Origin of the sequence: Curtobacterium sp. MCBA15_009, assembly GCF_001864895.1 — a bacterium.
Classification (GTDB): domain Bacteria; phylum Actinomycetota; class Actinomycetes; order Actinomycetales; family Microbacteriaceae; genus Curtobacterium.
Window position 1 is genome coordinate 585,229 of the sequence record NZ_MJGO01000037.1, and the last position, 16,620, is coordinate 601,848.

The 16,620-nt window shown below is 70.5% G+C and carries 20 protein-coding genes; 10 read left to right on the forward strand and 10 right to left on the reverse strand.

The window, feature by feature from the left end; genetic code table 11:
- Positions 1-15 precede the first annotated feature (15 nt).
- The 5 genes from BIU97_RS11220 to BIU97_RS11240 all read left to right on the forward strand — a co-directional run bounded on the left by BIU97_RS11220 (position 16) and on the right by BIU97_RS11240 (position 5,906).
- On the forward strand, positions 16-1,020 hold the full coding sequence (locus tag BIU97_RS11220) for a substrate-binding domain-containing protein (protein WP_071258022.1): 1,005 nt from the start codon (positions 16-18) through the stop codon (positions 1,018-1,020).
- A 114-nt stretch (positions 1,021-1,134) separates the two neighbouring features.
- Entirely contained in the window at positions 1,135-2,814 is a 1,680-nt protein-coding gene (locus tag BIU97_RS11225) for a sugar ABC transporter ATP-binding protein (RefSeq protein ID WP_083420892.1), read from the forward strand.
- A complete protein-coding gene (locus BIU97_RS11230) occupies positions 2,811-3,860 on the forward strand; it encodes an ABC transporter permease (protein ID WP_083404722.1) in 1,050 nt (349 codons plus the stop codon). Before BIU97_RS11225 ends, BIU97_RS11230 begins: the two co-directional genes overlap by 4 nt.
- 1 nt (position 3,861) lies before the next feature.
- Positions 3,862-4,983: a zinc-dependent alcohol dehydrogenase family protein gene (locus BIU97_RS11235; RefSeq protein WP_254782962.1), complete on the forward strand. Its 1,122-nt coding sequence runs from the start codon at positions 3,862-3,864 to the stop codon at positions 4,981-4,983.
- Positions 4,980-5,906, forward strand: a complete 927-nt coding sequence (locus tag BIU97_RS11240; RefSeq protein ID WP_071297673.1) for a hypothetical protein — start codon at positions 4,980-4,982, stop codon at positions 5,904-5,906. The genes BIU97_RS11235 and BIU97_RS11240 overlap by 4 nt, the downstream gene beginning before the upstream one ends.
- Before the next feature lie 121 nt (positions 5,907-6,027).
- On the opposite strand, the gene BIU97_RS11245 is transcribed toward BIU97_RS11240, so the two are convergent.
- The 3 genes from BIU97_RS11245 to BIU97_RS11255 are packed head-to-tail and all read right to left on the reverse strand — an operon-like array spanning position 6,028 to position 7,543.
- Positions 6,028-6,288: a hypothetical protein gene (locus BIU97_RS11245; RefSeq protein ID WP_071258015.1), complete on the reverse strand. Its 261-nt coding sequence runs from the start codon at positions 6,286-6,288 to the stop codon at positions 6,028-6,030.
- The gene (locus tag BIU97_RS11250) at positions 6,285-7,025 is read right to left on the reverse strand and encodes a hypothetical protein (RefSeq protein ID WP_139196002.1); all 741 of its coding nucleotides are present in this window, start codon (positions 7,023-7,025) and stop codon (positions 6,285-6,287) included. The genes BIU97_RS11245 and BIU97_RS11250 overlap by 4 nt, the downstream gene beginning before the upstream one ends.
- Positions 7,022-7,543, reverse strand: a complete 522-nt coding sequence (locus BIU97_RS11255) for a hypothetical protein (RefSeq protein WP_071297675.1) — start codon at positions 7,541-7,543, stop codon at positions 7,022-7,024. Before BIU97_RS11255 ends, BIU97_RS11250 begins: the two co-directional genes overlap by 4 nt.
- A gap of 303 nt (positions 7,544-7,846) precedes the next feature.
- Here BIU97_RS11255 and BIU97_RS11260 point away from each other — a divergent pair, with 303 nt between their 5' ends.
- Positions 7,847-8,659: a phosphatase PAP2 family protein gene (locus tag BIU97_RS11260; protein ID WP_071297676.1), complete on the forward strand. Its 813-nt coding sequence runs from the start codon at positions 7,847-7,849 to the stop codon at positions 8,657-8,659.
- Positions 8,660-8,679: 20 nt separating this feature from the next.
- On the opposite strand, the gene BIU97_RS11265 is transcribed toward BIU97_RS11260, so the two are convergent.
- The 4 genes from BIU97_RS11265 to msrA all read right to left on the reverse strand — a co-directional run bounded on the left by BIU97_RS11265 (position 8,680) and on the right by msrA (position 11,404).
- Complete coding sequence (locus tag BIU97_RS11265; RefSeq protein ID WP_071258002.1) at positions 8,680-9,201, reverse strand: DUF6611 family protein; 522 nt, start codon at positions 9,199-9,201, stop codon at positions 8,680-8,682.
- Positions 9,201-9,734, reverse strand: a complete 534-nt coding sequence (locus BIU97_RS11270; protein ID WP_071258000.1) for a hypothetical protein — start codon at positions 9,732-9,734, stop codon at positions 9,201-9,203. Before BIU97_RS11270 ends, BIU97_RS11265 begins: the two co-directional genes overlap by 1 nt.
- Positions 9,735-9,818: 84 nt before the next feature.
- Complete coding sequence (gene ppk2 / locus BIU97_RS11275; RefSeq protein ID WP_071257997.1) at positions 9,819-10,727, reverse strand: polyphosphate kinase 2; 909 nt, start codon at positions 10,725-10,727, stop codon at positions 9,819-9,821.
- Positions 10,728-10,882: 155 nt separating this feature from the next.
- Positions 10,883-11,404, reverse strand: a complete 522-nt coding sequence (gene msrA, locus BIU97_RS11280; RefSeq protein WP_071257994.1) for a peptide-methionine (S)-S-oxide reductase MsrA — start codon at positions 11,402-11,404, stop codon at positions 10,883-10,885.
- A gap of 253 nt (positions 11,405-11,657) precedes the next feature.
- Here msrA and BIU97_RS11285 point away from each other — a divergent pair, with 253 nt between their 5' ends.
- The 3 genes from BIU97_RS11285 (at position 11,658) to BIU97_RS11295 (ending at position 13,260) form a co-directional block, all read left to right on the forward strand.
- On the forward strand, positions 11,658-12,134 hold the full coding sequence (locus tag BIU97_RS11285) for a DUF4265 domain-containing protein (protein ID WP_083420893.1): 477 nt from the start codon (positions 11,658-11,660) through the stop codon (positions 12,132-12,134).
- 208 nt (positions 12,135-12,342) lie between these two features.
- On the forward strand, positions 12,343-12,618 hold the full coding sequence (locus tag BIU97_RS18275; RefSeq protein ID WP_139196363.1) for a hypothetical protein: 276 nt from the start codon (positions 12,343-12,345) through the stop codon (positions 12,616-12,618).
- 54 nt (positions 12,619-12,672) lie between these two features.
- Positions 12,673-13,260 carry a HEAT repeat domain-containing protein gene (locus BIU97_RS11295; protein WP_071297678.1) on the forward strand — a complete coding sequence of 196 codons (588 nt, stop codon included), beginning with the start codon at positions 12,673-12,675 and terminating at the stop codon, positions 13,258-13,260.
- 72 nt (positions 13,261-13,332) lie between these two features.
- Here BIU97_RS11295 and BIU97_RS11300 read toward each other — a convergent pair whose 3' ends face one another.
- A complete protein-coding gene (locus BIU97_RS11300; RefSeq protein ID WP_071297679.1) occupies positions 13,333-14,154 on the reverse strand; it encodes an aldo/keto reductase in 822 nt (273 codons plus the stop codon).
- A gap of 198 nt (positions 14,155-14,352) precedes the next feature.
- On the reverse strand, positions 14,353-14,814 hold the full coding sequence (locus BIU97_RS11305) for a DUF4383 domain-containing protein (protein WP_071257980.1): 462 nt from the start codon (positions 14,812-14,814) through the stop codon (positions 14,353-14,355).
- 173 nt (positions 14,815-14,987) lie between these two features.
- Between BIU97_RS11305 and BIU97_RS11310 the strand changes: the two genes are divergently transcribed.
- Positions 14,988-15,344 (forward strand): VOC family protein, encoded by a 357-nt coding sequence (locus BIU97_RS11310; RefSeq protein WP_071257977.1) that lies wholly within the window; start codon positions 14,988-14,990, stop codon positions 15,342-15,344.
- Positions 15,345-15,436: 92 nt separating this feature from the next.
- Here the strand turns inward: BIU97_RS11310 and BIU97_RS11315 are convergent, their stop codons facing one another.
- A complete protein-coding gene (locus BIU97_RS11315) occupies positions 15,437-16,606 on the reverse strand; it encodes a hypothetical protein (RefSeq protein ID WP_071257975.1) in 1,170 nt (389 codons plus the stop codon).
- Positions 16,607-16,620: the final 14 nt, after the last annotated feature.

Consider the following 16,620-nt stretch of genomic DNA (forward strand, 5'->3'; position numbering starts at 1 on the left):
AAGGAAAGCATCACCATGACCCGAACCCACCTCCGACGGGGTGCGATCGTCGCGGCCGGCATCGCCGCCGTGGCACTCGCCCTCAGCGCGTGCTCCGTCCCCACGGCCGGCACCGGCAACGGCTCGTCCCTGCGGATCGGCGCGATGTACCTCGATTCGCAGGGCTTCTACGGCGGCGTGAAGAAGGGCGTCGAGGACGCCGCCGACGCGGGCGACGCGAAGGTCAAGTTCCTCGAGTCCACCTCGGCCGGCGACGTGTCGAAGGAGAGCTCCTTCATGAACACGCTGGTGTCGTCGAACGTCGACGCCATCATCATGTCGGCGGTCTCGACCGACGGCAGCCTGCCCGCGGTGAAGCAGGCCTCGAAGGCCGGGATCCCGGTCGTCTGCTACAACACCTGCGTCTCCGACGACGCCGTGCAGCAGTACGTGTCCGCCTACGTCCTCGGCGACCCGGCGGAGTTCGGCTCGATGCTCGGTGAGCAGGCCGCTGCGTACTTCAAGGAGGAGGGGATCGACGCACCCAAGATGGGCGTCATCAACTGCGAGCAGTACGAGGTGTGCAAGCAGCGCTTCACGGGGTTCGAGGCCGCGCTCACGAAGGCCCTGCCGGGCGCGACGTTCGTCGCGAACCAGGAGGGTGCCGAGGTCGACCAGGCGGTGCCGACCGCCGAGCAGATGCTCAGTGCCCATCCCGACCTCGACGGGCTCTACGGTGAGGCCGGCGGCGCGACCGTCGGCGCCTACAAGGCCGTGGAGAACCGCGGTCTCGTCGGCAAGGTCGCGGTCTTCGGGTCGGACATGACGAGCGACATCGCGAACGCCCTGAAGAAGGGGACGACGCTCAAGGCGGTCGTCGACATCTCCGGCATCGAGGCCGGCAAGCTCGCGTACGCGGCGGCCGAGAAGGCCATCGACGGCAAGGGCGAGAAGGGCGAGGTCATCCCCGCGAAGATCGACCTGTACCAGCCGGACGACGCGGCGAAGTGGCTCGAGACCCACCAGGACGGGCTGCCCTGATCGCAGGCCCCACCCCGCGGCGGGGCGACCCCACCCCGGTCACCCCGCCGCGGGCGCGGCGGCCCCCGGGTCGCCCCGCCGTCCGTCCCCATCCACCCCACGAGAGGTCCGTCGATGACGACACCACCGCCTCCTGCCACCCGGACGGCCATCGCCGAGGTGCGCGGAGCACGCAAGCAGTACCCGGGGGTGCTCGCGCTCGACGACGTCGACTTCGCGATCGCACCCGGCGAGGTCCGGGCGCTCCTCGGCCAGAACGGCGCCGGCAAGTCAACCCTCATCCGCCTGCTCTCCGGCGTCGAGCGGCCGGACGCCGGCAGCGTCGTCGTCGACGGTGAGCCGCTCACCGGCGGCGTCACCGAGGCGGGCCGCCGCGGCGTGGCGACCTGCTACCAGGAGCTCTCGCTCATCCGGGACGTCACCGTCGCCGAGAACCTCAGCCTCGGCAAGTGGCCGACCGGGCCGTTCGGCATCGACCGGCGCCGCATGGTCCGGTCGGCGCGGGCGACCCTCGAGCGGCTCGGCGCCGCGATCGACCCCGATGCGGTGGTCAGTTCGCTGACGCTCGCCGAGCAGCAGATCGTCGAGATCGCCCGCGCGGTGCAGGAGGAACCGAAGCTCCTCATCCTCGACGAGCCGACGTCTGCGCTCGCCACCGCCGAGGTCGACATCGTCCTCGCGACGGTGCAGCGACTGTCGGCCGAGGGCGTCGCGGTCCTCTACGTGAGCCACCGGATGGACGAGATCCGGCAGATCGCCGACACCGCCACGGTGATGCGCAACGGCCGGGTCATCGAGACCATCGACATCGCCGGCGCCGACACGGACCGGATCATCCACCTCATGCTCGGTGAGGCGCTCGAGTCGGCCACGACGGTCCGCCAGGCCCGTACGGACGGCGAGGTCCTGTTGCGCGTCGAGAACCTCGTCCTCGCGCCCAAGCTCGACGGCGTGACGTTCGAGGCCCGCGCCGGCGAGGTGCTCGGGATCGCCGGGCTCCTCGGCACCGGACGCACCGAGCTGCTCCGCGCGATCGCCGGGTACGACCGCATCCGCTCCGGCACGGTGCGCATCCGCGGCACGGTCGAGGAACGCCCGACGCCCCGCCGCATGCGGCAGCTCGGCGTCGGCATGACGCCGGAGGACCGGAAGGGCACCGGCATCATCCCCGGCCTGGGGATCGACGAGAACATCGTCATGTCGGACTGGAAGCGCGTCTCGGCCGGCGGCTTCCTCGCCACCGGCCGGATCCGGGCGGCCACGAAGGCGCTCGGCGAGCGGCTCGCGATCAAGGCGGACGACCTGTCGCGCCCGATCAACACGCTGTCCGGCGGCAACCAGCAGAAGGCCGTCATCGCCCGGTGGCTGCACGCCGACAGCGACGTGCTCCTGCTCGACGAACCCACCCGCGGCGTCGACGTCCAGGCGAAGGCCCAGATCTACGAGATCATGCGCCAGGTCGCGGACAGCGGGAAGGCGGTCGTCTTCGTCTCGAGTGAGGCCGAGGAACTGCCGCTCGCCTGTGACCGCGTCCTCGTGCTGCGCGGCGGCCGGATCCGCGAGGAGTTCACCGCCCCGGACGTCACCGTGCCGGACGTCCTCGCCGCGTCCATGGGCGCGTACGGCGCCGGTGACCCTGCGGGCACTACGGCCACCGCGGCCACCGCGGCCACCGCGGCCACCGCGGCCACCGCGGACCCCGTGGACTCCGTGGTGCCTGCGTCCTCCCGCCCCGAACCCGACCACACCACCGCGACGGACGTCGACGTCCACCGAGTGAAGGACCCATCATGACCACCACCGTCGAGACCCCCCGAGGCACGACGAAGAACGGACCCGGCGACGACCGTCCGAACGCGTTCACCCGCGTGCGCCGGTCGATCGGGGGCAACACCACCCTCGTCAACATCGTCGGCCTGCTCGTCGCGATCGTCCTGCTCTACGCCTACCTGACGTTCAACGCCGTCGGGTTCTTCTCCGCCGCCAACCAGAGCGGACTCCTGCGCGACGCGGCACTCATCGGCGTCGCCGCGACCGGCATGACGCTCGTCATCATCGCGGGCGAGATCGACGTGTCCACCGGACCGGCCGTGGCGCTGTCGAGCGTCGTCGTCGCGTCCGGCATCTCGCAGTGGGGCCTGCCGACGATCGTCGCGATCATCGTCACCCTCGCGATCGGGACCGCGTGGGGTGCCGTCGCCGGTGTCCTCCGCGCCCGCTTCGCGGTGCCGTCGTTCATCGCGACGCTCGGGCTGTGGAGCGTGCTCCGCGGACTCGCCCAGTTCGTGACCAACGCCCTGCCGGTGCAGATCCCCGACTCGGACCCGATCATGGACTTCCTGAACGGCGACCTGTTCGGCATCCCGACGCCGGCGATCGTGATGATCCTCGCGTTCCTGGTGTTCGGGTTCATCGCCCGGAAGACCTCGTTCGGCCGGTCGGTCTTCGCGGTCGGTGGCAACGCCCCCGCGGCACGGCTCGCCGGCATCGACGTCCGCCGCGTGCGGATCTCGCTCTTCGCGATCATGGGCTTCCTCGGCGCGCTGTCCGGCGTGCTGCTCACCGCCCGCCTCGGTTCCGGCAACTCGACCGCCGCGAACGGGCTCGAGTTCGACGTGATCGCCGCCGTCGTCGTCGGCGGCACCGCGATGACCGGCGGACGGGGGAGCCTCATCGGCACCTTCCTCGGCGTCGTCTTCATCACGCTCATCGGCAACGGCCTCGTGCTGCTCGGCGTGAACTCCTTCCTGCAGAACGTGGTCCGCGGCGTCATCATCGTGCTCGCGGTCCTGCTCAACGTGACCCTGTCCCGCCGCCGCGGGGCCCGAGAGGACGACTGACATGACCACCACCGACACGATCGACACGGACTCGATGGACACCGACACGACGACCATGCACGGCGCCTTCCTGCCCGGGGACGCGACCGCCGAGCTGCGCGAGGTCCCCGTCCCGGTCCCCGGCCACGGCCAGGTGCTCGTGCAGGTCGGCGCGTCCGGCATCTGCGGCAGCGACATCGGCTTCATCTACCGCGGCTACAAGACCCACAAGGGCCTCGACGGCGCGCCCGCCTACAAGGGCGTCGTCGCCGGCCACGAGCCCTCCGGCCGCATCGTCGCCGCCGGGCCCGGCGTCACCCGGTTCGGCGTCGGCGACGACGTCATCGTCTACCACATCCAGGGTTGCGGCCGGTGCCGCAACTGCCGCAGCGGCTACTTCATCAGTTGCACCGACCAGCCCCACAAGGCCTCGTACGGCTGGCAGCGCGACGGCGGGCACGCCGAGTACGTGCTCGCCGACGAGTCGACGCTCGTGCCGCTCCTCGGCGACCTGACGTACGTCGACGGTGCGCTCATCGCGTGCGGGTTCGGCACCGCGTACGAAGGGCTCGTCCGTACCCGGGTGCACGGCGGCGAGGACCTGCTCGTCGTCGGTCTCGGCCCCGTCGGCCTCGCCGCCGCGATGCTCGGCAAGATGCTCGGTGCCCGCCGGGTCATCGGCGTCGAACGGAGCCCGGAGCGCATCGCGTTCGTCGAGTCCACCGGGCTCGTCGACGACGTCGTCACGGCGGACGAGCACGCCGTCGACCGGATCCTCGAACTCACCGGCGGCGTCGGCTGCCAGGTGACCGTGGACTGCTCCGGCACCACGCCGGGCCGGTCCACCGCGGTCGAGGCAGCGGCGGAGTGGGGTCGCGTCGGGCTCATCGGCGAGGGCGGCCGACTCGAGACCGAGGTGTCGGACACCCTGCTGCACAAGCAGCTCACACTCACGGCGTCCTGGGTGACCTCGCTGCAGGGCATGGAGGACGTGACCCGGATGCTCGCCGACGGCGGCCTGCACCCCGAGGTCGTCGTCTCCCACCGGCTCGACCTGGCGGACGCCGACGAGGGCTACCGGATCGCAGCCGCCGGTGCCACCGGCAAGGTCGTGCTCGTCCCGAGCACGGCTCCCGAGCGGTGACGGACCCGCTCCCGCTCGTCACGATCGGCGACGGATCGCTCCGCGCGGTGTTCGCACCGACGCGGGGCGGCCGCCTGCTCTCACTGCGGGTCGGGGACGAGGAACTGCTCTGGCAGAACCCGGCACTGGTGGACGCCGACCTGCGCCCCGTCGTGCCCGTCGCGACCTGGCCACGCGGCGACGGCGGGATGAGCACGTGGGCGAACGTCGGCGGCTCGAAGACCTGGCCCGCGCCGCAGGGGTGGAGCGGACCGGACGAGTGGGCGGGTCCGCCGGACCCCGTCCTCGACGCCGGCCCTTGGGACGTCCTCGGACACACGCCGACCACCGTCTCCCTGCGCAGCGGTTCCGACGTGCGCACCGGTCTGCGGATCGAGCGCGCGTTCGCGCTCGTCACGGGCGGCCTGGAGGAACGGATCACCTTCACGAACGAGGGTGACCGGACCACGCACTGGTCGCCGTGGGAGGTCTGCCAGGTCCGCACCGAGGACGGCGGCACGGTCGTCGTCGACGGCGCGGGTCCGGCGGACGAGCTCGACCTCGGCACGTGGGAGGGCGCGGTGCAGGGGCGCGGCGGCCCGGACGGCGTGGTGCTGCCCGTCGGCACCGGGGTGGCGAAGCGCGGCTACCGCGCCGGGCGCTCGGTCGGGTACCGCCGAACTTCGGGCACCGTGATCGCGCTCGCCGCGGCCGAGGAGCCGGACGACGGCGCTGAACATCCCGACGGCGCTGAGTACCCCGACGGCGGCGCGCGGTTCGAGGTGTGGCTGCAGCGCCCCGTCGCCGCACCGATCGCCGCACTCGAGGACCTGCAGCCCGACGCGCACCTGGCCGAGCTCGAGGTGCTCGGGCGCCGGAGCCCGCTGGCTCCGGGGACATCGAGGACCACCGTGATCCTGTGGTGGATACGACCGGCGAACTGACCGGGACCGTGCGCACGATCTCGGTCAGGTGCTGGCACGGTGTCCCGAGCAGGTTCCCGTGGAGACCGTCGCAACCGTCGAGCCTGGTCGCGCTGTTGCTCCGGCAGGGTGCAGCGAGCGCTCACTCCTCTGGGCGGGGGCCAGCCGGGAACCGTGTCTCGATCATCCAGGCGATCGGACTCACGCCGATGAGGACGAGGCCGAGACCGAACGCTGTGTACTTCACGATGAAGCCGACGCTGACGCCCCATCCCAAGCCCACGTCGATCGCCTGCGTTCCCAGGTAGAGCGGTTGGTCGATGACGAGGATCAGGACGACGCCGATGCCGAACAAGACCGCTCCGGTCACGGCGATCCGGCGAGCAGTGATGAGCGTGTTCATGGCAGGTCCTCGCTGGTGATCTGGGGTGGAGTGCGGCAGTAGTCCTTGATCGCGGGTGCGAACGATGCGAACCAAGCCTCGAACTCGGGGGTGTCAGTGGCACCGATCTGGTCGAACGCTGCTCGATCGATGTCCAGGCTGTCGATGACTGCCGTGAGGCCCGGGTACAGGACGTCAACGGTCGGTCGGTCGTTCCGCCACCGTTCTGGTTCCGCGATCCGAGAGGTCAGGAACGCGCTTGCGCTCTGTACGCAGTCTGTTCGAGCGGCAAGCGCATCCGATGGAGCTGATGATTCCGGGAGCTCCTGTGTCGGCAGGGTTGCGTCAGGGAAGCGCTGGCTGATCCTGTGGACCATCTTCCGGGGGCCGACGGCGAACCAGTTCGCGCCGACGACGGCCCAGCGATCCGACCCGGCCAGCTGCCAGGTGGCGAGGTTCTGGAGTGCAGCGGCGCGGGTCGTGAAGGTCGAGGCGCTGAGGATCGCACCGTCGCGCAGTACGCAGTCGACCTCGCGCATGCTCGGGTACTGGTACATGTCATCGGCGATGACGTGGCGCGCCGAGCACCCCACTTCTCCGAGGATTCCCTCCGCGGTGCGTGCCGCGGTTGTTGCGTGACCGGTGGGACGACCCCTGTCAGGGACGTTGTCGGCTGCCCAGACGCCGCCGACGGCGACCATCACAAGGGAGCAGACGGTCATGATCGCCCATCCGCGCCGCTTCATACGGAAGCTCACCACCACTTCATGAAGCCGCCGAGACCGGTCTGCGACCTCGCCTTCCCCTTCTGGTATGCGAGGACGTTCCCCCAGCTCACCGTGGTCCTGCCGGAAGAGCCGCAGCCGACGCTGTACCACTTGCCCTTTCCGCTGGAGTACCCGAGGCCCTGCACGCACGCGTGTGCGTTGGAACCGGGCGCGATGGCGAATGCGTACCCGGCCTTGTACCCGGGAAAGCCCGCGAGCCCGCACTTCCCTCGTGATTCCGGACCCCACGTGACTGCTCCAGGGGGCGCCCACGCGACCCCACCGCAGTCCACCGTGCCGAGCGGAGACCCTGCAGCATCTGGCCTGCTCACCTGGCCTGTTCGCCCGTCCACGATCGGCGTTCCCGGCTTCATCTCGTCCATGACCACCGGACCACTGCGCTCAGGCTCGGCCGCGGAAGCGGCTGCCGCCGGCACGAGGATCCCCAGAGTGAAGACCCCTGCCATGGCGCTCCCGAGGAGCATCGTCGTTCCCTTGCGCTCGTACATGTCGTTGCCCTCCCGAAAACCTCGTTGTTGGTGTCTGAAGTTCTAACATATGTATTCCACGAGGGGAAGTGGTGAAGCTCTGTTGCTCCCACGGATGCTCCGGTGGGCGTTCCGCTGACCGAGTCATGACCACAACAGGCCGTCAGGCCGGAGTGGCACTGGTCCGTGCGGTCGTGAGCGCCGAGGTCGTCGTTCCGAGCGGCACCGTGCTCGCGACCGCGACCGCAACCGCGACCGTCGCGGAGGCCCTCGTCGTCCACCGTCACTCCGGCACTGCTGACCACCGAGGGCCAGACTGGCCCGGTGACCGACCCCTCGACCCCTGCCGCCTCCGCGCCCACACCCCACGACCGACGCATCGGCCGCCGTGACCTGACGGAGTGGCGCAGCCGCCCCGGGCAGCGCCTGGCGGAGCGGCACCTCACTGTCGCGAAGCGGATCGGTGCCCGGCGCGCCCTCGTCACGACCCTCGCGGTCGGCGGCGGCATCGCGGTCGCGGCGACGGCGGGCGCTGCGTACATCTACGACGGCGTCACCGGACGGGACGGGATCCAGAGCCTGGACCGTCCGGCGCTCGAGCGGGCGAAGCGCCTGCGTTCCCCGCTGGCCAACGGGGTGGCCGCGACCATCGCGCACGTGTTCGGCCCGGTCGCGATGCCGGCCCTGACGCTCGGCTCGGCGGCGGCCTTCGCGATCCGGGACCGTCGGGCGAGCCCGGTCACGGTGCTGCTCGCGGCCGGTGCCGGTTCACTCGCGATGACCCTGCTCGGCAAGGACCTCATCAAGCGAAACCGCCCGCGGCGCCGCGACGCGATCCCGCCGTTCGAGACGTCGCCGTCGTTCCCGTCCGGGCACACGCTCAACACGACGACGATCATCGGGACGCTCGCGTACCTGCTGGCCCTGCGGCAGGAGCGCACCGCCCCGCAGGTCGCGATCATCGGCGGTGCGGCCGGGACGGCGGCGACGGTGGGGCTGTCGCGGGTGCTGCTCGGGGCGCACTGGTTCACCGACGTCGCCGTCGGGTGGGTGACCGGCGCGGGGTGGCTGTCGATGATCATCACCAGCCACCGCCTGTACCTCAGCACCCAGGACGACGACTCCGTCGACGAGTGACCGACCGCTGCCGGCCCGGGTCAGCGGCCGACCGGTGACCCCGGAGCCGGGAGCGCGTCCCAGACGTCGGCCCAGACGAGCTCGAAGTCGACCGGGCCGATCCGGTGCGCACGCAGTGCCCGCTCCAGGATCGACAACGCGTCGAGGGACCCGGCCAGCAGCCGTTCGTCGCCGTGCACCGCTGGTCGGTCGCCCCCGTGGAAGGTCGTCACGGTGAGCGTCCGCACCCGGGGGCGCAGCGTCCGGGTCGCCCGGTCGAGCACGACGAACCCGAGGGCGTAGAGCACGAGCCCGATGATGATCCCCGGACCCGGTCGGTCGACGGTCACGGCGAGCACCACCACGACGAACAGCGCGCCGAGGGCCGGCCAGGCGTGCCAGGCGCGCAACCGCCAGCACTCCGCCGGGGTCGTCCCCGGCGGGAACACCGTCAGCGTCCGTGAGCTCCACATCGCACGGCTGACCGGTCGCACCGAGTACCAGCCCCACAGGTGCGGGCCGGGCAGCGACCGGGAGCGCAGGGGGACCGCCGACGTCGACATCAGGCCTCCGCGACCTCGGCGCGGACCGGCTCGACGACGTCCCGGTGCCGCACCGTGGCGAGGCACGGGAAGCACACCAGGTCGCCGGCCCGGACGTCCGCGGGCAGCGGCGTCGGCAGGCGGTGGAAGGGGCCGTCGGTCTCGCCGTCGCACCGGGTGACGACGTACACGGTCGACAGCGGCGCGGTGCTCGTGCGGCCGATGAGCCGGACCTGCTCGAGGACGGCGCAGCGGGGCAGCACGGCGTCGAGCTCGAGCAGGACCACGCCGGGGCGGGGCCGCCGGACGCGGGTGACCGACGCCACCGCGACGCTGACGTCGCGCGGTGCCCAGTCGCGCGGGCGGTACCGGGGCGGGGACTGCTCAGCGGTGTGCACGCACGGGGTGCCGGCGAGGTCGGCGAGCCGGACCATCGAGATCGCGGCGACGAGGACGTCGTCGGTCGTGGGCACCGTGTGCGCGGGCCACAGGAAGGGGTCCACCGGGTCGGGGACGGACGCGCGGAGCGTCGGCAGGATCGCTGTCAGGGTCACACGGACACGCTCGCGCGCGCCACGGCGCCGGGGAAGGGCGCTGACGGAACCCGAACGGCCGGCCCGCGACTCCTGACGGAACGCCTACTCCACGTCGACGTCCCGCTTGCCGCGGCGGACGATCAGCGGGTCCGGCTTGCCGATCACGTCGACGGCCTTGTCCGGGTAGTCGAACTGCGTCAGGAAGTACCGCATCGCGTTCAACCGCGCCCGCTTCTTGTCGTTCGACCGCACGATCGTCCACGGCGCGTACCGCTTGTCGGTGCGGGTGAACATCGCGTTCTTCGCCTCGGTGTAGTCGTCCCACCGGTCGAGCGAGAGCAGGTCGATGTCGGACAGCTTCCACTGGCGCACCGGGTCGAGCTGGCGGATCGCGAACCGGGTCCGCTGCTCGCGCCGGGTCACCGAGAACCAGAACTTCGTCAGGTGCACACCGGAGTCGACGAGCATCCGCTCGAACTGCGGCACCTGGGTCATGAACGACTCGTACTCGTCGTCGGAGCAGAACCCCATCACCCGCTCGACGCCGGCACGGTTGTACCAGGACCGGTCGAACAGGACCATCTCGCCCGACGACGGCAGGTGCTGCACGTACCGCTGGAAGTACCACTCGCCGCGTTCCCGCTCGCTCGGCTTGCTCAACGCCACGACCCGCGAGGTGCGGGGGTTGAGGTGCTCCGTGAACCGCTTGATGGTGCCGCCCTTGCCCGCTGCGTCGCGGCCCTCGAACAGCACGACGGCCTTCTGCCCGGTGTCCTCGAGCCAGTACTGGCACTTCAGCAGTTCGATCTGCAGCAGGTACTTCGCGTGCTCGTACTCGTCGCGCGGCAGGCGTTCGTCGTAGGGGTAGTCGTCACGCCAGGTGAGCACCGGGTTGCCGTGCGGGTCGATCAGGTCCGGATCGGCGGTGTGGCCGTCGGCGACGCGGTAGCCCTCGGTCCGGAGCTGCTCGATGTACTCCCGGATCGGCTGCGAGTACGGCGCTGTGTCCACGGTGTCTCCCTCGGTGCGGTGACCCCATCCTGGCCTCGCCGACCCGACAGCTGCCGAACCGGACGTGTCAGCGCGGTGAAGGAGCGGTCGGAGGGACGACGGACAGGAGGCGCGGTCAGCTGGCACCGCGCCTCCTGTCCGTCAGTGGGTTGTCCCTAGACCGCCGCGGTCGCCTCGTCGCGGTGCGGCAGCTTCCAGCCGGGGCGCACGAAGTGGCACGTGTACCCGGCGGGGTACTTCTCGAGGTAGTCCTGGTGCTCTTCCTCGGCCTCCCAGAAGTCGCCCGCGGGCTCGACCTCGGTGACGACCTTGCCGGGCCAGATGCCCGACGCGTCGACGTCCGCGATCGTGTCGCGCGCGACCTGCTCCTGCTCGGGCGAGGTGAAGAAGATCGCCGAACGGTAGCTGCGGCCGACGTCGTTGCCCTGGCGGTCCTTCGTCGACGGGTCGTGGATCTGGAAGAAGAACTCGAGCAGGTCGCGGTACGAGATCACCGACGGGTCGAAGACGATCTCGACCGACTCGGCGTGGTCGCCGTGGTTGCGGTACGTCGCGTTCGGGGTGTCGCCGCCCGAGTAGCCGACGCGGGTGCTGATGACGCCGGGACGGCGACGGAGGAGCTGCTGCGCTCCCCAGAAGCACCCGCCGGCGAGGATGGCGGTTTCGGTGGTGGTCATGGTGGCCTCCTGAGGTCGTCGTGCCACTGGCTGCGGCACCGTGTGGTGCAACCGGCAACAGGGACGATCTGTTCCCGTCGTCGGGTCCTCGGTGGGGCGCGGACCCACCCGGGTGTGCGGTCGGTACGACTCGACCCTACGAGTTCGTGCTCCATGTGACCCCTGCGGTACGGTCAGGCCACATGAAGCGGTCATCCGTGCACGACGAGGTCCAGCGCCCGTGTGTTCGTGACGCCTTGCCGAAGCAGGTCGGATGACTGCACCCGATCCAGCTCGATGGGCGTTGCACCCCGATCCGGTGTGGGCGGGCCGAGTCGACTTCGTTGCTGACGCGCTGATCTCTGAAGATCCGACGAGTCCTCTGCGATTCGAGCAGCTCCTCTTCCGGGACCTCGGTGACGGCACCCACCAGCTCTGCTGCATCCCGTTCTTCACGTACGGCTGGTCGCTCGGTGATGGAGTGCGTCTCGAGGAGCGTGACGGAGTCGGTCTCACGCCGACTGCAGTTGTCGAACGAAGCGCATTCTGGGTGCTCCGAGCATTCGTCGAGAGTGATGACGCAACCGCCGCACTCCTGGGGCTGTTGCAGCGGAATGACGCGCTCGTGGAAACGCGCGGACGTCTGGTCGCGTTCGCGGTCGACGGCGCCCAGGGCCTTGCAGCTGTCCGAGAGGAACTGGACGCTCTGCAACGTCCGGGGTTCCTGTCCTACGAGACCGGCTGGCTCTGACCCCGCTCGTTGCAGGAGACTGCTCTTCGTGTCGATCTTCATGGAGGAGCGCTTCCGTCAAGCTGGAGCAGCGTCGATCGATCTGCGGGGTACGACGGTCTGGGCGATCCTCGACCTTCCGCCCGGGATCGCACGGGGACGGGTCGTGTTCGAGACGGCCCGTGGTGATCGAGACCAAGGAATGGCGCTCGACGTCGAGGGGTCGACGGTGACGATCAACCATCTGAGCGGGAGCGGCTTCCGGCTCTGGACGGATACGGCACCGCCGGTCATCGAGTTCGCGGTCGACGACCCGTCAAACCTCGAGCGGATGCGGGTGTGGAACGTCTGGCGCTCCCCGTACGGCTCGGAGGACGCATGGACGGGGAACTTCGGCATGATCGTCGAGCAGGAGGTCGACTCGATGGTCGTTCGGTGCAGCAACGGACTGGGCGACGTCGACTTCGAGGACTTCCGCTTCCGCATCGAGTTCTCGCATGCCTGAGGCGGCACAGCAGTTCGTGAAGCGAACTCGCCGCCCCACGCTCCCGAGGACCTGATGCCGCTCACTCCAGACGAAGCCGCCGAGCTTTCGGCGATCCTCGCCGACCTGCGCGAGCTCGGCTACGACTTCCCGAGCCTGTCTGCGTTCGCTCAGGCCCCTGTCCGGTACAAGGACGCGGTACCGCTGCTGATCGAGTGGTTACGGAGGGTCCGGACACCGGCGATGCAGCGGGCAGTCGTGCGAACGCTCACGAATCCCTCCGCGAAGGGCACGGCGATGCCCGCGCTGATCGAGGCGTTCCGGAGCTTCCCTGACGAGGCGGACACACGCTGGGCGGTGGGGAACTCCATCGAGACCGCGTACGTGGACGAGTACTTCGACGACGTGGCAGCGCTCGTGCTCGATCCCCAGTACGGTGACGCCCGGCAGATGGTGGCCCTCGCGCTCGGGAAGTCGAAGCGGCCCGAAGCGGTCGACGTCCTCCTGCAGCTCATGGACGACCACGACGTCAGCGGGCATGCGGTGTCGGCGCTGAGCAAGCGGCCGAACCCGCGGGCGCGGGCGGCGTTCGAGGAGAAGCTGACCGACGACCGTCCGTGGGTGCGGAAGAAGGCCGCGCTCGGACTGAAGAAGCTCGAGTGAGACCAGCCGCGTGACGGACGGGAGGCGCGGCGCCAGCGAGCACCGCGCCTCCAGTCTGTACTGGGGGTTGCGTCAGTTCGCGGTGTCCTCGAGCGCGTCGAGGGCGGCGACGTCCTCGGCGGCGAGCACGAAGTCGACGTCGGCGTTCGCGGCGATGCGCGACGGGGTCGTGGACTTCGGCAGCGGCAGGACGTCCTTCTCGAGCAGGTAGCGGATCGCGACCTGGGCGACGGTCTTGTCGTACTTCGCCGCGATCTCGGCGATCTGGCCGTTCTCGAGCAGGCCGCCGGTGGCGAGCGGGGAGTAGCCCTCGGTCAGGATGTCGTGCTCGCGGTCGAACGCGGTCGTCTCGTCCTGGGTGTTGCCGATGAACCAGCGGATCTGGTTGGCGTGCGGGACGACGTCGGTGCGGCCGAGCAGGTCCTCGAGGTCCGCGACGGCGAAGTTCGAGACGCCGATGCTCTTCGTGCGGCCGGCGTCGTAGACCTCCTCCAGGACCTTCCACACCTCGACGTTGCCGTCGCGGTGGTCGCTGCCCATGTCGCTCCACGGCCACGGCGCGTGCACGAGGTACAGGTCGATCCCGCCGAGGTCGAGGTTGCGGCTCGAGGTCTCGAAGGCCTCGCGGGCGCCGTCGGCGGTCTTGATCTCGGCCGGCAGCTTCGTGGTGATGAAGACCTCGTCGCGGGGGATGCCGCTGTCGCGGACGGCCTCGCCGACGCTGGCTTCGTTGCCGTACGCCAGGGCGGTGTCGATGTGGCGGTAGCCGAGGTCGAGCGCGGTCTTCGTCGCGTCGTACGCCTCGGAGCCGGACGGGATCTGCCAGGTGCCGAAGCCGATCTTCGGGATGTGCAGACCGTTGGACAGGGTGAACGTGTCGGTGAGTGCGGGCATGCAGCGGACAGTACGCCGTGGCTGCGACGGGGCGTGGAGCGGCGCCGCTGGCGTACTGCGCCCCCGTGCGGGCATCGCGCCCCGGCTCCCGCGGGCGCGATGCCCGTGCCGGGGCACGGACGTGGGCAGACGACGGACGGGAGGCCCGTGGCGGTGTCGCCACGGGCCTCCCGTCGGTCTGTCGGTCGCGCTGGTGGGTCAGCGCGCGGTGCGCGCACCGATCCGCGGCAGGACCAGGCCGAGCACGATCATCGCGACGGCGAGGAAGGCGTGCAGCACGTTGTCCGCGCTGTTCAGCGGTACGAAGTTCGCGCCGCTGGTCATGCCGGCCGTGAAGAGGCCGTAGACGAAGAGCACCAGGTAGATGATGCCGCCGACGAGCAGGTACAGGCGGGCCGACGCTGCGCGGCGGGCCGCGACGAGCCCGACGATGCCGAAGAGCAGGTGCACGATGTTGTGCAGGACGGACACCTGGAACGTGCCCAGGAGCAGTGCCATCGAGCCGTCGCCGGCCATCGACATCGTGCCCATGTCCATGGTCAGGCCGGGGATGAAGCCGGCGATGCCGACGATCAGGAAGACGACACCGAAGACGAACGCGCCCCGCTGGGTCCACGTCGCGCCGGAGCCGGTGCGGGTGCTTGCTGCGCTGCTGGTCATGATCAGCCCTCTTTTCTCGTGCGCGCCGCGGAGTGCGGCACACATGACATTCGGAGCGCTTCCCCGGTCGGTTTGCAGTGTCTTCGACGCCGCGTTCGGGGGACACCGAGCCTGTGCCGGCGTGCACGGGAACTGCCTACCGTCCACGGCACACCACGACGAGAGGAAACACCATGGCAAGTGGAGTGGCAGCAGTCTGGGTCCCGGTCAGCGACATGGAGCGTGCGGTCGCGTTCTACCGCGACACCCTCGGTCTCACGGTGAAGGACCAGTCGGACGACTGGAGCGAGATCGACGCGAACGGCCTGATGATCGGGCTGAACAGCCGCGAGTCGGCCACCTCGTCGAGCGGCGGGGGAGCGGTCGTGACGTTCCAGCCGGACGGCAGCATCGAGGACGAGGTCGCCTCGCTCAAGGAGCGCGGCGCGGACATCCAGGGCGAGATCAGCGAGCACCCGTGGGGCAAGATCATCCCCTTCAAGGACAGCGAGGGCAATGACCTGCAGCTCTACTCGCCGCCGCAGGGCTGACCCGGACGGGTGCAGGACGCACCCACGGACGGACGGGAGGCCCGTGGCGACGCCGCCACGGGCCTCCCGTCCGGTTCGGGCTCGTTCCGGTGCTACGCCACCGCGATCTCGTTGGGCACGCCCGGCAGCTCGTCGCTCGAGGCGATGACCTTTCCGGTGGTCAGGTCGACCGCGTGCACCTTCTGCTCGGCAGGGTCGGTGACGTAGGCGACGTCACCGGCGACCTTCAGTGCGGGGTGGGCGTCCTGCCACTCGGCCGGGCCCTCCCACGCGGCGATCACGGGGAACGACTCGAGCTGCTCGCCGGTCGTCTCGTCGAAGGTGTGCAGGGCGCCGTCCGAGCCGAGCACGACGGCCTCGTCGCCGGGGCCGCGTGCGAGGTCGCGGAAGGTGAAGCCGACGCCGTCGGGCATGTCCGCGACGGTGTACTCCCCCGAGGCGGCGTCGATGAGGGCGACCTGGTCGAGCAGGTACCCCTCGCTGTCGGGGTCGTCGTTGTAGTCGCCGACCGCGACGGACGAACCCTCGGTGGTGAACAGGTTGCCGGTGCGGCCGTACTCGGTCGGGGCGTCGATCTTCTCGAACGCTCCGTCCGCGTAGACGAGGGCACCGTCGGTGCAGCCGAACACCGCGACTTCGCCCGAGACCGCGCCCTCGCCGTGCACGTCGGGGCACGCCTCGGAGCGGGCGATCTCCTCGCCGTCGGCGTCCAGGGCGCGCACGCCGGAGCGGCTCTCCTCGGTGCCGATGGTCGTCAGGAGCGTGCCGTCCTCGAGTTCGATGGCGACGCCGTGGTGGGCGGCCTCGGACTTCGTCGTCTCGACGTCGGGCAGGTCGGCCCCGTCGAGCTCGGTGTGGTCGAAGGTCGTGACGTCGCCGGTGCCGTCGGCGAAGAGCGCCGTCCGGTCGCCGTGCACGACCGCGTGGCCGCCGGTGTCGGCGGGGAACACCGCGTCGGTCAGGGCCGGCTCGGCCTGCGTGTCGAGGACCCGGAAGCCCTCGGGCACGGTGACGAGCACGTGGCGGCCGTCACCGGCGGGGTTGACGCGCGTGAAGCCGTCGATCGCGTCGTCGGCGACCACGCGCAGGTCGTCGTCGAGGGTGAGCAGGCCGCCGTCGTAGGTCAGCGTGATGCGCGTGCCGTCGGCCGCGGGGGTCGGGGAGCGGTCGCCGGCGGCCGGGCTCGAGGAGCAGCCGGTCAGGGCCAGGGCGGCGGCGCCGAGCAGGGCGGCCGGGGCCAGCAGGTTCTTCGGTGAGGTCATGGATGACACTGTAT

Coding starts and splice junctions, on each gene's coding strand:
- BIU97_RS11220 (WP_071258022.1), top strand. CDS start 16: ATGACCCGAACCCACCTCCGACGGGGTGCGATCGTCGCGGCCGGCATC.
- BIU97_RS11225 (WP_083420892.1), top strand. CDS start 1,135: ATGACGACACCACCGCCTCCTGCCACCCGGACGGCCATCGCCGAGGTG.
- BIU97_RS11230 (WP_083404722.1), top strand. CDS start 2,811: ATGACCACCACCGTCGAGACCCCCCGAGGCACGACGAAGAACGGACCC.
- BIU97_RS11235 (WP_254782962.1), top strand. CDS start 3,862: ATGACCACCACCGACACGATCGACACGGACTCGATGGACACCGACACG.
- BIU97_RS11245 (WP_071258015.1), bottom strand. CDS start 6,288: ATGAACACGCTCATCACTGCTCGCCGGATCGCCGTGACCGGAGCGGTC.
- BIU97_RS11255 (WP_071297675.1), bottom strand. CDS start 7,543: ATGTACGAGCGCAAGGGAACGACGATGCTCCTCGGGAGCGCCATGGCA.
- BIU97_RS11265 (WP_071258002.1), bottom strand. CDS start 9,201: ATGTCGACGTCGGCGGTCCCCCTGCGCTCCCGGTCGCTGCCCGGCCCG.
- msrA (WP_071257994.1), bottom strand. CDS start 11,404: ATGACCACCACCGAAACCGCCATCCTCGCCGGCGGGTGCTTCTGGGGA.
- BIU97_RS11285 (WP_083420893.1), top strand. CDS start 11,658: ATGACTGCACCCGATCCAGCTCGATGGGCGTTGCACCCCGATCCGGTG.
- BIU97_RS11295 (WP_071297678.1), top strand. CDS start 12,673: ATGCCGCTCACTCCAGACGAAGCCGCCGAGCTTTCGGCGATCCTCGCC.
- BIU97_RS11300 (WP_071297679.1), bottom strand. CDS start 14,154: ATGCCCGCACTCACCGACACGTTCACCCTGTCCAACGGTCTGCACATC.
- BIU97_RS11305 (WP_071257980.1), bottom strand. CDS start 14,814: ATGACCAGCAGCGCAGCAAGCACCCGCACCGGCTCCGGCGCGACGTGG.
- BIU97_RS11310 (WP_071257977.1), top strand. CDS start 14,988: ATGGCAAGTGGAGTGGCAGCAGTCTGGGTCCCGGTCAGCGACATGGAG.
- BIU97_RS11315 (WP_071257975.1), bottom strand. CDS start 16,606: ATGACCTCACCGAAGAACCTGCTGGCCCCGGCCGCCCTGCTCGGCGCC.